Origin of the sequence: Vibrio rumoiensis (assembly GCF_002218045.2) — a bacterium.
Lineage (GTDB): Bacteria > Pseudomonadota > Gammaproteobacteria > Enterobacterales > Vibrionaceae > Vibrio > Vibrio rumoiensis.
Window position 1 is genome coordinate 1,504,274 of the sequence record NZ_AP018685.1, and the last position, 13,816, is coordinate 1,518,089.

At 41.5% G+C, this 13,816-nt stretch carries 14 protein-coding genes and 1 pseudogene; 4 read left to right on the top strand and 11 right to left on the bottom strand.

Annotated elements, in window-relative coordinates; genetic code table 11:
• Positions 1-6 precede the first annotated feature (6 nt).
• The 3 genes from VRUMOI_RS07005 to VRUMOI_RS07010 form a co-directional block, all read right to left on the bottom strand.
• Complete coding sequence (locus VRUMOI_RS07005; protein WP_089138158.1) at positions 7-666, bottom strand: hypothetical protein; 660 nt, start codon at positions 664-666, stop codon at positions 7-9.
• 50 nt (positions 667-716) lie between these two features.
• Positions 717-875, bottom strand: coding sequence for a hypothetical protein (locus tag VRUMOI_RS19355; protein ID WP_089138157.1), 159 nt, complete (start codon positions 873-875; stop codon positions 717-719).
• Between the two features lie 175 nt (positions 876-1,050).
• Positions 1,051-1,692, bottom strand: a complete 642-nt coding sequence (locus tag VRUMOI_RS07010; protein WP_089138156.1) for a LysE family translocator — start codon at positions 1,690-1,692, stop codon at positions 1,051-1,053.
• Positions 1,693-1,832: 140 nt separating this feature from the next.
• Between VRUMOI_RS07010 and VRUMOI_RS07015 the strand changes: the two genes are divergently transcribed.
• Complete coding sequence (locus VRUMOI_RS07015; RefSeq protein WP_089138155.1) at positions 1,833-3,314, top strand: carboxypeptidase M32; 1,482 nt, start codon at positions 1,833-1,835, stop codon at positions 3,312-3,314.
• A gap of 66 nt (positions 3,315-3,380) precedes the next feature.
• Here the strand turns inward: VRUMOI_RS07015 and VRUMOI_RS07020 are convergent, their stop codons facing one another.
• From VRUMOI_RS07020 to VRUMOI_RS07035, 4 genes are all read right to left on the bottom strand, one after another.
• Positions 3,381-3,638, bottom strand: a complete 258-nt coding sequence (locus tag VRUMOI_RS07020) for a hypothetical protein (protein WP_089138154.1) — start codon at positions 3,636-3,638, stop codon at positions 3,381-3,383.
• A gap of 58 nt (positions 3,639-3,696) precedes the next feature.
• Positions 3,697-4,233, bottom strand: a complete 537-nt coding sequence (locus VRUMOI_RS07025) for a DUF924 family protein (protein WP_089138153.1) — start codon at positions 4,231-4,233, stop codon at positions 3,697-3,699.
• A 47-nt stretch (positions 4,234-4,280) separates the two neighbouring features.
• Positions 4,281-5,060 (bottom strand): EcsC family protein, encoded by a 780-nt coding sequence (locus tag VRUMOI_RS07030; RefSeq protein ID WP_089138152.1) that lies wholly within the window; start codon positions 5,058-5,060, stop codon positions 4,281-4,283.
• Positions 5,061-5,254: 194 nt separating this feature from the next.
• Positions 5,255-6,202 (bottom strand): IS30 family transposase, encoded by a 948-nt coding sequence (locus VRUMOI_RS07035; protein ID WP_110410617.1) that lies wholly within the window; start codon positions 6,200-6,202, stop codon positions 5,255-5,257.
• Positions 6,203-6,375: 173 nt separating this feature from the next.
• Here VRUMOI_RS07035 and VRUMOI_RS07040 point away from each other — a divergent pair, with 173 nt between their 5' ends.
• Positions 6,376-7,002 carry a porin family protein gene (locus VRUMOI_RS07040; protein ID WP_162598348.1) on the top strand — a complete coding sequence of 209 codons (627 nt, stop codon included), beginning with the start codon at positions 6,376-6,378 and terminating at the stop codon, positions 7,000-7,002.
• Positions 7,003-7,089: 87 nt separating this feature from the next.
• Here the strand turns inward: VRUMOI_RS07040 and VRUMOI_RS07045 are convergent, their stop codons facing one another.
• The 3 genes from VRUMOI_RS07045 to VRUMOI_RS07055 form a co-directional block, all read right to left on the bottom strand.
• The gene (locus tag VRUMOI_RS07045; protein ID WP_089139839.1) at positions 7,090-7,584 is read right to left on the bottom strand and encodes an outer membrane beta-barrel protein; all 495 of its coding nucleotides are present in this window, start codon (positions 7,582-7,584) and stop codon (positions 7,090-7,092) included.
• Between the two features lie 189 nt (positions 7,585-7,773).
• Entirely contained in the window at positions 7,774-11,745 is a 3,972-nt protein-coding gene (hrpA, locus tag VRUMOI_RS07050; protein ID WP_231897431.1) for an ATP-dependent RNA helicase HrpA, read from the bottom strand.
• A gap of 150 nt (positions 11,746-11,895) precedes the next feature.
• Positions 11,896-12,585 carry a sulfite exporter TauE/SafE family protein gene (locus VRUMOI_RS07055; RefSeq protein ID WP_394608105.1) on the bottom strand — a complete coding sequence of 230 codons (690 nt, stop codon included), beginning with the start codon at positions 12,583-12,585 and terminating at the stop codon, positions 11,896-11,898.
• Between the two features lie 160 nt (positions 12,586-12,745).
• Between VRUMOI_RS07055 and VRUMOI_RS07060 the strand changes: the two genes are divergently transcribed.
• Positions 12,746-13,186, top strand: coding sequence for a tellurite resistance TerB family protein (locus VRUMOI_RS07060; protein WP_089139837.1), 441 nt, complete (start codon positions 12,746-12,748; stop codon positions 13,184-13,186).
• A 101-nt stretch (positions 13,187-13,287) separates the two neighbouring features.
• A pseudogene (locus VRUMOI_RS19715) lies at positions 13,288-13,395 on the top strand (IS110 family transposase); the annotation flags it as partial.
• Positions 13,396-13,428: 33 nt separating this feature from the next.
• Here VRUMOI_RS19715 and VRUMOI_RS07070 read toward each other — a convergent pair.
• Positions 13,429-13,779 carry a RidA family protein gene (locus tag VRUMOI_RS07070; protein ID WP_089139836.1) on the bottom strand — a complete coding sequence of 117 codons (351 nt, stop codon included), beginning with the start codon at positions 13,777-13,779 and terminating at the stop codon, positions 13,429-13,431.
• Between the last annotated feature and the right edge of the window lie 37 nt (positions 13,780-13,816).

Below are 13,816 nucleotides of genomic sequence, written 5' to 3' on the forward strand. Positions count from 1 at the left end.
AAAAGCTTAGCTCTGAGGTTTGATTCCTAATTTTGTTATTAAGGCCTTTACATCAGCAAGTTCTTGTTTTTTCTTCACCAAAGCGGTATCGATCTTACCAATCTGTTCTGCGGCCAGTTGCTCTTTTTTGCATGAGTCTGATTTTGGGTCCCAACTGGTACCATCTTTAAACAACTTACATTCTTCTTGTAGCTTTTTAGTTTGAGCCGCTAATTTTTCTCGAGTGGTAGTCAATTTATTAACTTGAGATTCTAGCTGTCCCTCTTTATCAAAAAGCTCATGAGACTGTTGATACAAATCACTTTGCAGTTCAGTCGTTTGCGCTAGCTTCTTATTTTCTGTTTTCAGAGAAACCGCTTGTTCTTTCTGAACAACTAAGGTCTTTTCAACTTTTTTCTTTTGTTGCTTTAGCTTTGATAGTTCTTGAGTGAGTTGATCTATTTTTTCTTGTTGTTGTTGCGATTTTTGTTCGAATGATTGCCCTTCGGTATCGAGCTTAGTTTGTAAGGTTTTTACTTTCGCGAGGAGTTGCTGATGCTTTGCAGAGAGTGCATTTTTCTGCGATGCAGTTTCTTGAGCACCAGGATTAATGACAGCGTAGGTAATCGCCGAGCCTAACACAATCCCAATAACCGTTGAAATCATGAGCGGAACTTTCGTCTTCATGGATATAATGCTTCCTAAATTGATTAAGTGCGATGAATAGAGGACAGTGACTACCGAATCAGCTCAGTAACGACAACAAAACTAATGTAAATCAATAATGCTGCAGACAAAACAATCGCCACCCACTTTTGTAGAGTGACATTCGTTCGATATTTCAGTAATAAATATGCAAGTACCGCAAATATAGCAATGACGATCAATCGAGTCATATTATCCCTTTCAATGTTATGTCTCTTACCAAAAAGTTCGTTAATTCTTTCGTAAGCTTAAGATTTATAACATTTTCATGGAAAATTACCTTACCCTAGCGCAAGGTTTGTTTTCACAATGTCATTTTTAATGCTAGCAAAGGCGTTTTGTGATCACCCGCATTAATTCAAATACTCAATCGTTATCTAATGCTAATTTTAGTCCAAGACTGACTAATACGACACCGGTTACCCCTTCCATCCATTTCATCATGGAAGAATTTTGGATCCAAGATTTGGCTGAATGTACCATAGTCGCAATACCACACTGCCATATCATCGCAATGACAAAATGGATTGATGCCATAAATAACGATTGTAATAATGCAGAATGTTGAGGATTAATAAATTGCGGAAGAAAGGCCAAATAAAACACCGCAGTTTTAGGATTCAACACATTAGACAATAACCCTTCACGGAATGAACGTTTGACGGAGAGTGACTTCCCTACCGCACCACTCGTCACATCTAACTGACCTTGACCTTTCCAGACGGCGATTAAGCTCGTTACCCCAAGATACACTAGATAAGCGGCACCGATTAATTTCATAGCATGGAACAGTTCCGCAGACTGTAACAATATCGCCGAAATACCAATCGCAGATAAAGTGGCGTGCACAAAGAGGCCACAACAAATGCCTAAACTCGTTACACAACCATCCAAGCTACCACTTCGTGAAGTATTCCTAATCACAAGAGCGGTATCTAATCCTGGAGTTAATGTAAGAATGGTGATCGCAATCAAAAACGCACCAGAATTAATGATATAAAAGTCCATGATGTCCCTATCGTAAACGACTGTAATGAACCTTTGTTATATCAGCGAAATCTTTGGAAAGAAAGTGTTTTACAGTGATCTTTTCAAGATGTTATAAGAGGAAACCATGCCACACACAAACCGATGAATAAAGGAATGTTATGAGCCATTATCAAAAGCTAGTTCAACATGCACAAAAGATAGCCAACTTTAACCATTTAGCGGCGATTTCTGGCTGGGATCAAGCAGCCGTCATGCCTAACGGTGGCAATGAAGCACGCTCAAAAGCCATGGCAGAATTATCGGTACTCATTCACCAACTCAATACTGAACCACAATTATCGGACTGGTTCCATGAAGCTGAGCAAGAGTCATTAAGTCCCATCGAAAAATCAAGCTTGCGTGAAATGAAACAGCGCTGGCAGCAAGCGACAATTCTTCCTAAAGATCTTGTTGAGGCAAAATCATTAGCGGGATCGAAATGTGAGCATGCATGGCGTACACAACGAAAACAAAACGACTGGAATGGCTATGCTCAAAACTGGCAAGAAGTGGTTAATCTTTCCCAGCAAGAGGCACAAATTCGAGCCGACAGCCTTGGAACGACACCTTATGATGCGATGCTTGCCCTATATGAACCTGGGACAAGTAGCCAATCTTTAGATGTTGTATTTGAAAATGTGAAAACATGGCTTCCCAACCTTGTCGATCGCGTTATTGAAAAACAAGATAAAGAAAGCGTTATCTACCCTAAAGGGACTTTTGCTAGTTCTCAGCAAAAAGCATTAGGCTTAAAAGCCATGCAGTTTTTGCAATTTGATTTTAACCATGGCCGCTTAGATGAAAGTGTTCATCCATTCTGTGGTGGCGTTCCAACCGATGTTCGAATCACAACCCGTTATGATGAGAATGACCTAATGCAATCCTTAATGGGTACCATTCATGAAACAGGTCATGCACGTTATGAGCAAGGTTTACCAACATCATTAGCGGGTTTACCAGTAGGTGAAGCAAGATCAATGGGTATTCATGAATCTCAATCTTTGTTTTTTGAAATGCAACTAGGTCGCAGCCCAGAATTCATTAATCACTTATCAGCAATGGCGAGAGCTGAATTTCAAGCAGAAGATCAGCCTGCGTTTTCAGCGGATAATTTCCGTAAACTGTACACTCGAGTAGAAAAAGGCTTTATCCGTGTCGATGCTGATGAGCTCACCTACCCAGCCCATGTCATCTTACGTTATGAAATTGAGCGTGATTTGATGAATGGCAACATCTCATATAAAGATGTCCCAGAGTTATGGGATCAAAAAATGCAGTCATACCTCGGATTATCTACTAAAGATAACTATCAAAATGGCTGCATGCAAGATATTCACTGGACTGATGGCGCCTTTGGCTACTTCCCAAGTTATACACTAGGGGCAATGTACGCCGCGCAATTTATGGCAAGTGTGCGTAAACAAGTGAATGTATCAGAAGTCATTCAATCAGGTGATTTGAGCCTTATATTTGCTTGGCTCGATGAGAATATTTGGAAGAAAGCAAGCCAGTTTTCAACCGATGAACTAGTCAAACAAGCGACTGGTGAGACTTTGAATGCCGAACATTTCAAAGCACATTTAAAAGCTCGCTATCTATAATCGACATTGACACTTAGCGAATAATAAACCCTGCCACCAATCATTACTGGTGCAGGGTTTTTAGTATTACAAGAGATGATTTTTCTCTAACAGTAGCCATAACAGAATCCCACCAAGAACCAACGCCACTCTTAGCCATTCATTCTTTGGACGAGAGTCTTTTATTGGCTCGTGTCTCGCCATTTTATTTTCAGCTTTTTCTTCCACCTGTGTATAGGATTGAAGACTCTTAACTTGAGAAGTTAATAACTGAATCTCACTTTGCATCGTGGCTACCTGCTTTTGTAACACCGTAAGCTGTTGCTCAAGTTGTTGGGGTTCCATCGAGGTCCTTATTTCATGTCATAACTTTGATGAGAATATTCATTGGAGAGATTAAGCGTTAAAAGCCCGCATCCGGTTGTTTTAAAAATTCAACCTCAGCATCGGTAGACGCTCTTCCTAAAATATCATTACGATGAGGGTAACGGCCAAAGCGCTCAATGATTGCTTTGTGTTTATATTCAAAATCTAAATTGGATGGTAAACCAAGTTCAGTGAATAAACCAATCGCTATTTCATGAATCATAGCGGATTCACTGTGCATATAAGGTAAATAGAGGAATAAGCGCTCATCTTGGCTTAGGTACTGATCCAATCCTTGGCTAATCGCCACCTGAGAGAGGGTTAAAGCTTGAGCATCGCTCGCAAAGGCTTTTGGCGTATCGCGATAAATATTACGAGAAAACTGATCAAGTATGATGATTTCAGCCAATGCCCCTTTCGGCTCTGCACGCCATGTATATAACTCGCCTTGCTCGGCTTGAAGGTGTAAATGAGCAAACTTATATTCAATCAAAGCATCTAATTCAGGATCTTTCGCCCACCATTGTTCTGGCGAGAGAACTTGGAACCAAAATTCAAGTACTTGCTCTTGCATAATCATCTCCTTTTTATCGAGTGTTATTCAGTATAGGAGATAAATCGTTAAAGCTTATTGTACTCTTTCTGCACGAGTTCCTTTCCATAAACTCTCTCTAGGCGACGGATAATAAAGTGCCCAGTTGCCATATCCTGATAATGGCCAATAAAAATCGTATTGATAATAGCGCCACCAGCTGCACCAATGGCGGGTACCGCTTGCGCAGCCGCCTTTTCAGTGACTTGAATTCCAAAGCGTTTGGCTATTTCAGCGGTAAACTTAACCAGAATCGGCGAACCTTGATCGGTAATGGCTTTTTTAGCTAAAAACTCAGAAGCATCAAGAACAGACTTAGCTAATGCGGTTCTTACTGCATAATAACCACTTTCAGCACCATCATCTTCTTTACTCTTGCCACCGAGTGCAAACACTTCCAAACAAGCTAATTTGGTCTCTAGATCAGAAACGGATTCCCCTTCCGCGCGCGCAATATCCGCAATCGAGCGCAACATAATCGTGGTTGAAATAGGCAGTTCAACGGCGATCCCAGCGACACCAAAAAATCCACCAACACCGCCGGTTACCGCAACGCTCAACTTATGAAGTCGATTTGAAGCGAGTCCAGTAGAAGTGCTCTTCATAGTATAAATTGCAGCATCAGAAGCTTTTAATAAGGCTTTTTGAGTCACCTCATTAATGCTGCTGTTCCAACTTTGAGGCAACAATTTCAAACCACTCTCTATTGGCGAACCAATCGCATTGGACATTTTGGCAGCCAAGCCGGGGTTTTCCAATAATTGCTTGGCTTGGCGTAGCTCTTCAACCTCTTCTAACTGTAAAAGCATTGGCACACCTTAAATCGACAAAACACCGAACATGCAAACATAATGTTTATATTGCTACAGATAATATTACAGTATGTTAACAATAAAATAATAACTTGTTTGCCATATGTTTGATTTATTCATATTGCTTATATATATTGCGCCAAATCAATGCTTGGTCCCGAATTCAACTCCGAACTGCGACATTTGTAATTTCAAGCAGCCAACATCATTTTGCTAAAAATGACGGCTGGTTGCTTGAACCCTAAACACTTCTTTGGACGATAATTTATCCGAAGTTGGGCTCGCTCAACTTCATCATCACTCACCGACCGTAAATCTGTTCCTTTCTTGATATATTGTCTCAACAGGCCATTAGCATTTTCATTAGCACCGCGCTCCCAAGAACTATAAGGGTGAGCAAAATACACATCGGTTTCTAAGGCTTGTGCTACTTCCATATGACCCGCAAATTCTCTGCCATTATCGGCCGTTATAGTATGAACAAATCGTTTGTATGGCCGTAATAAGTCTATCGTCGCTCTGGTCACATCTTCTGCTGATTTTGAAGGCACTTTTTTTACTAAATAAAACCGTGTGGCTCGCTCTAAGATTGTGACAATAGCGCCCGTACCATGTTTACCAAGAACTGTATCAATTTCCCAATCACCAAAACGTGTACGATTATCGACATCTTTGGGTCTTTCATCTATTGAAATGGCATTTTTTATTGCGGGAGCTTTATCTTTCTTGCCTCTTCTATAGCGTTTATGACCTTGGCGTAAATGACGAAACAGTTTACCGCCTTGCCGTTTATTGCAGGCAATAAAACGGTAAATCCATTCATGACTGACTTTTTCTCCAATACGAGTAAGAACGTGAGATATTTGCTCTGGACTCCAGTCTTGCGTTATTAAAAACTCAATAAATTCCACACGTTGTTGCGGTACTCGATACTTAGATGCGTTTAATCGCTTTGCCCTAGATAGTTGCTGGGCTGTATCTGGTGAATATTGTTCTTTTGTACCGCATCGTCTCAACTCTCTATAGAGAGTTGAGCGGTGACATTTTACGGTTTTGGCAATTTCAGAAATTGAAATTCCCTGTTCTAAAAGGGCAGAAATCTGGTATCGTCTTCCCTCGGTCAACTGCTGATAATTCATGGTAGTCCGCTTGTTTCTTTGGCGAGAAGAGCGTACCACTTTCAGCAGTTGGCTTCCTCTTCTACACCATTCCATGAATGTCGCAGTTATTATCTGAAATCAGGTTTAATATTTAATTACAAACTAACCACCACAGTGATATGTTGATCTCATTGAATTTCAGAGAGAAATATATGAAGAATTTAAAATTAGCGCTTTGTTTGTTTAGCACGACTTTACCTATCGCAGCGCCTACTCTAGCAGCAGATACGGATACAACCAATCGTGAATTTTCTGGTTTTTACCTTGGTGCAGGTTATGGTAAGTCATATTTTAGTGATGGTGGCCTAGAAAAAGATTTGCCTAATTATATAGATGGCAACAAAGTCGATTTCGATATTGGTACAGATGACAATAATTATCAAATTTACGGTGGTTACTACTTTAACCGCATTGTCGGAGTTGAAGCTAACTATATAGACTATGGTGATATAGATATCAAAGAAAAATATAGTGGATATAAAGATAGTACATCCGTAAAAAGTGTCTCACTGGCAGCGAATATCGGTTATACCTTTGACAATGGCATTCGTATATTTGCCCTACCTGGTCTTGCTTACATTGATAGTGATGCAAGTAAAGAGAATATTGGGTTCCACTTTGGTACAGGTGTTGAATATTCACCAATCAGCCTACCTAATTTGGCAATCCGAGCGATATATCAAGGTGACTTATTCTTTAGTGAAGAAGAAGACAAGGATGGTGATGCTTATTCTTTAGTGTCTTCGTCCCTAGCACTTGGCCTCGCCTACCGCTTCTAATTCTGCTTTATGACAAAATAACCAAAAAATAAAAAGAGCCTCGATACGTTTAATATCGAGGCTCTTGCTATTAAGTAGATTCAAAGCTTATAAGAAATGGAATGTTGCGCTTAATGAGTAAGTATTTGCGTCAAACTTATCAAAGCCAAAGTGATTATAAGCAAGACCAAGTGACAACGAGCCTAGAGGAATACCATCTAATACTGTGTATTCAACACCAGCGCCATACATGAAATCATAACCATCATCATCTTTGAATTCACGGCCAGAACCAACATCATATTTGTTAGCACCTAATTTACCGTAAAACTCAAGTGGACCGACATTAATGCTTGGCTTAATCGCAGCATAAACGGTCTTTAGATCAGAACCGGCAATATCACCTAAATCCCAGTAGCCAGCTTCAACACCAATAAAAGGTAGAATGCCAGTACCAACATTCAGTCCATAAGTGCCTTCATTACCTGCACTAGAATCCGTAAAATCAGCCGTACCGTAGTTTACGCCAGCATAAAGCCATGAATCCGCTAATGCTGGTGACGCCGCTCCCATTAAAGCCAAAGCTAAAAGTGTTTTTTTCATCGTAATACCTTCGAATCCTTCGATTTTATATTTATGAATTCTGTATTACCACAGAGTCCATATTTCAAACTTATTGCGCATGATTAGTGAGATGGCTTACAAAATCAAGTAAAAAACTTAAATTATTGCCTATCTCAATGTTTACTTACAAAAACCACACAAAAAGTAAGAAAATCCTTAACCTGTTCATTAACAGGCATCGATTGCATTTTTCACCCGTTTATCAGAAACCGGATACGGTGTGCCTAATTGTTGAGCAAAGTAACTCACTCGCAACTCTTCAATCATCCAACGGATCTCTTTGACGTTATCAGGCACTTCCAGTCCTTTCGGAATCTTATTCAGCAGCTCTTTATAGTCTTTTACTACCGCTTCAATTTTAAGCATATGTAAACGGTCTTTATTCGAATCAATCGGCAGCTTCTCCATTCTGCGCTCTATCGCTTTCATATAACGCAAAATATCAGGCAGTCGTTTCCAACCACACTCGGTGGCAAACCCTTTAAAAATTAACCCCTCTACTTGCGCTTTAATATCTGATAGCGCAAACGCCATTGAAAAATCGACTTTCCCTTTTAACTTTTTATTGATGTTGAAAGCGGTCGTTAAAATCGTTTCCACTTGCTGCGCAATATCGACAACTGTATCACCAAGCTCGGCGCGTACATGTTCTTTTAACGCCTCAAATTGCTCTGGCTGCCATACTAGGCCGCCCTTTTCTTCGATCAATTTATCTACGCCACAGGCAATACAATCATCAATTAAATCTAAGACTTTACCGTACGGGTTAAAATACAGTCCTAACTTTGATTTGTTCGGTAAATTGCTGTGTAAGTATTTAATCGGCGATGGGACATTGAGCAACACTAAACGACGTTGTCCTGCTCGCATCGCCTGTTGCTGCTCTTGTTCGGTCTCAAATAACTTGATTTCAACACTGTCTTTAGCATCGACTAATGCGGGGAAAGCTTTAACTTCAAAACCACCACGTTTTTGTTGATACACCCTTGGCAATTCACCAAAACTCCAAGTATGAAGACCTTGTTGTTCAATATCATCGTCAGCCACTTTCGATAAGGTTTCTTGCACTTTATCTTTTAGGCTCTCTTTAAGCTCATATAAATCATAATGTTCTTTGAGTTTACGTTTACGATGATCGACTGCACGGAATGTCACTTTTAGGTGATCAGGAATTTGTTCAAGTTGCCAATCTTCTCGCTTCACTTCTACACCCGTCATTCGGCGTAGCTCTTTTTCTAACGCATCTAAGATGGGCATTTCCATTGGAGTCACACGAGATAGGAACGCATCTGCATAGTTTGGCGCCGGCACAAAGTTACGGCGTAACCCTTTCGGAAGTGATTTGATCAAACTCACCACTAACTCATGGCGTAATCCCGGTATCTGCCAATCAAAGCCATCAGGGCTCACTTGGTTAAGTATTGGTAGCGGAATATGTACCGTAACGCCGTCATTGTCCTGACCGGGCTCAAATTGATAGCTCAGCTTGAGTTTCAAGCCATTTTGATGCCAGAAATTCGGGTAATCCAAGTCGGTCACATGACTCGCATCCCCTTGAAGTAACATCTCTTTTTCAAAGTCGAGCAATTCAGGGGTATCGATGCTGGCTTTTTTCCACCATGAATCAAAATGGCGGCCTGATACTACGTCAGTACTAACACGCTGATCGTAGAAATTGAACAGCTCATCATCATCGACCAAAATATCACGGCGACGCGATTTATGTTCAAGCTCTTCAACTTCTCGTAATAGCTTACGGTTCTGATGGAAAAATTTATGTTTGGTTTCCCAATCACCTTCCACCAAAGCGCTACGAATAAAAATTTCACGGCTAACAACCGGATCAATCGGTCCATAATTCACATTACGTTTAGGCACAATCGGAATGCCATACAGCATCACTTTTTCCGAAGCGATCACGGCCGCTTGCTTCTTCGACCAATGAGGTTCACTGTAGCTGCGCTTAATTAAATGTGGAGCGAGAGGTTCAATCCACTCGGGCTGAATTTTAGCAATGATTCGCCCCCAAAGTTTTGAGGTTTCGACCAATTCCGCCGACATGATCCATTTCGGCTGTTTTTTAAATAGCCCTGATGCTGGGAAGATATGAAAACGGGCATTACGAGCACCTTGATATTCATTTTTCTCCGTATCTTTCACACCAATATGCGAGAGTAAGCCGACTAATAGCGCAGTATGTACCGATTGGTAACCCGCCGCTTCAATATTGAGTTTGGCATCCATCTCTCTCATCGCTTGATGCAGTTGGAAATACACATCTTGCCATTCACGAACGCGTAAGTAGTTCAAATAATCCTGCTTACATTGCTTACGGAATTGGTTGCTTGATAAGGCCTTTTGTTGCTCTTTAATGTAATTCCACACATTGACGAACGTGAAGAAATCGGATTCTTCATGGAAGAAACGTTTGTGCTTGTCATCCGAACTTTGTTGCTTATCGCTTGGACGCTCCCTTGGATCTTGAATAGAAAGCGCTGAAGCGATAATCATCACTTCTTGCAAACAGTTGTATTTAACCGATTCCAACACCATGCGCGCCAAACGTGGATCAATTGGCAAACGCGCTAATTTACGCCCTGTTGCGGTTAAACGTTTTTTAGGATCGTTGGCATTAGGGTTAATCGCACCAAGCTCTTCAAGTAAACGTACCCCATCTTGGATATTACGTTTATCCGGCGCCTCTACAAATGGGAAAGCTTCGATATCACCGAGCCCTAATGAAGTCATTTGCAAAATAACCGAAGCTAGATTGGTACGCAGAATTTCAGGATCGGTAAATTCAGGGCGAGAGTTAAAATCCTCTTCCGAATACAAACGAATACAAATACCTTCACTGACACGGCCACAACGCCCTTTACGCTGATTGGCACTGGCTTGTGAAATGGGTTCAATTGGCAAGCGTTGTACTTTGGTTCGATAACTGTAACGACTGATACGCGCAGTACCCGGGTCAATCACGTATTTGATGCCCGGAACCGTTAATGAAGTTTCCGCCACGTTGGTCGCCAGTACGATTCGACGGCCAGTATGAGATTGAAATATGCGGTTTTGCTCGGCTGAGGATAAGCGTGCATACAAAGGCACAATTTCGGTATCTCTCATATTTCGGTGACTAAGGGCACGTTTAGATAACGCATCCGCCGTATCGCGAATTTCACGTTCACCATTCATAAAGATCAGAATGTCACCTAGCCCCGGCTCGTCACACAGTTCATCAACCGCTTGGAAAATACCTTCTAATTGATCAAGGTCTTGGTCAGCATCGTCAGGGTTGAGCGGACGATAGCGCACATCCACCGGATAAGTACGACCAGAAACCTCAATGATTGGCGCTTTATCAAAATGATTAGAGAAACGTTCAGGGTCAATGGTGGCCGAAGTAATAATGATTTTAAGATCTGGGCGTTTTGGTAGTAACTCTTTCAAGTAACCCATGATGAAATCAATATTCAAGCTACGTTCGTGCGCTTCATCGATAATAATCGTATCGTATTGATTTAAAAAACGATCGTGTTGAATTTCAGCCAGTAAAATACCGTCTGTCATTAACTTAATTTGCGTATTATCCGATATTTGATCGTTAAAACGGACTTTATAACCGACATACTCGCCCATCGGGGTTTGCATTTCTTCAGCGATACGAGAAGCTACCGAGCGCGCCGCTAAGCGACGTGGCTGCGTGTGGCCAATCAAACCAGCACGACCACGACCTAATTCACTGCAAATCTTAGGGATCTGGGTCGTTTTACCTGAGCCTGTTTCACCAGCAATGATCACCACTTGGTGATTGGCAATCGCCTCGGCAATGTCATCACGCTTCTGGCTAACCGGTAAGTTTTCAGGATATTCAATGTGTGGTTTATGCAAGCGACGGTTTTGCACCACCATCATCGACTTAGCAATATCCATCGCGATTTCATCAAATACCGCCGCCTTGGCTTCTGGCTTCTTAATCTTACTGGCACCATGAATACGCTTACTTAAACGAAAGCGATCACGGATCATACAATCTTTTAACGCGGCACGAAGGCTGCTCGCGGTATTGCCCTGTACGCTATTCTCTGAAGGTGAAGAGTGAGAATGCGAGGAAGAATGGGCGCTATCATGAGGATTGTTCAAAACGATTCCTATTGAAACGATGGGTGAACGTTGAGAAAAATCACTCAACGCTCATAAATAAAAAAGAGAATTGTCAAGATTGTAACACAGGGTGCATTGAGATCTAAGCAATGAGCGTGGATTTATCTAGGTAACAAAGACGCAAATCACTCACTGCAAACCTCGTATGATCGCGGTAGCGGCGCTCGCTAAACACAGCACTAACGTAAAGATACGGATCCACTCTTTAGAGACATATTTCACGACCATTTGTGCAGCAACATAACCTAGCCATCCCATCGGCAATAGCGGCAACGTTAGCACAACGTGGTCCCAGGTGAGATAGCCAATAAAGTATTGAACGGTTAACGAAATAAGCGAACTAAACACAAAGAATGCCGCCAAGTTACCACGTAACGATGAGGCATCTTGATGTTGTAAAATCAATGCCATCGGCGGGCCACCAATACTGGAGCTTGTGCCCATAAATCCAGAAAAGAACCCAGCCAACGCCATGCGTTTCGGCGTCGGCTCAAAACGGATTGGAGTCAAACTGATTAAAACCGCCAGCAGCACCATTCCACCCAACCATAGAGAGAGAATAGAACTGGACACGTAAAGCAACAATACCCCACCCGCCACTGAACCGGGCACTCGCCCATAAATCGCCATTTTCAACCCGCCAATCGAGATGTTATTGCGATATTTATAAGCGTTAAAAAGTGAGTTAAATAAAGCCACCATCACAATTGGAGCAGGAACATATTGAGGTGAAATTAAGAATAATAATGGCGCGGCGACCACTGCCAACCCAAATCCAATGGCACTTTGTACAAATGAGCCGAGGAAAATCATCCCCATTGCTAATAATACCGTACTATTTATATCAAACATGGTGTTCCAAACTGGGTGACTAAAACGGCATTATACCGCTAAATCATTGTGAATGAATGCAGACTTTTCTTGATTTTTAATGTCAAAGTTTTAGGGTGTATTGATAACAAACAGTATGAAGGTAATTATGATTCAATCTTTAAAGAGCTTCTTTAATCAACTCGTTGACGAAAATACACAAGAAAATCAAGGCGTTGATAGCAATTTAGCGATTGCGGCGTTATTGTGTCAGGTTTCACAAGCGGATCACTCTGTTGATGAACAAGAACAAGCCACCAAAATACAAATGTTAAGTAAGCTGCTTTCTTTAACGGAAACCGATGCCGAAACCTTATTACAAGACGCTGCCCTGCGTTCAGAAAGCTCGGCCTCACTTTATGAGTTTACCGATCAACTACGTGATTTAGAGCACCAACAACGTTTTGAACTGATTCAATCGATGTGGCAAGTGGCCTATGCAGACAACCACCTTGACCCTATCGAAGAAGCGATCATCCGTAAGGTCGCCGAACTGCTTTATGTTAATCACAGTGATTTCATTCGCGCCAAACTCTCTGTCGCGCCTTAATCTAGCCGTGTCAGATCGTTTATTCCTACTCTGGTATCAGAAGCTATGCTTTCAATTAAGCAAGCAGCTTCTATTATCGGTGTAGCGACGATAACCAAAGAAAGCCCAAGAAAGTCGCCATCATAGCTTGTATTCGAAAGATGGTTGTTATCTTAAATTCGATGCTAAGAGATGGCGTCATGTGGGATGAAAATATCGCTAAAAATTAATTATTGACGCCATATTCGTTTGTTAGCACGGTTCTAATTGCGTACAGCTGTAACTGTCACCTCAATAAGTACATCACCTTCAAGATCTACACCTAAACAAGCTCGTTGGGGCCAATTGTCAGGGTTGTCACCAGCCCACTCACACCAAATCTTATCCATCTTGGGTTTATCGGCCATATTCGCGATGTAGACCTGAGTACTAACAATCTGAGTTTTGTCTGATCCAAACTCGGCTAAATTACTATCGATTGTTTGTAGCGCCAATTGAGTTTGACCACAAATATCCAAGCTTGTGTCTGCCGATGTAGCAACAGTCCAAACTAAATCTTTGTATGCAGACGACTTATTTCGTCCATTATAAATTCCACGCTTCCTTTCGATCATATCGTACCCTTTGAACTGCTAACGCCCAATTAAGGTG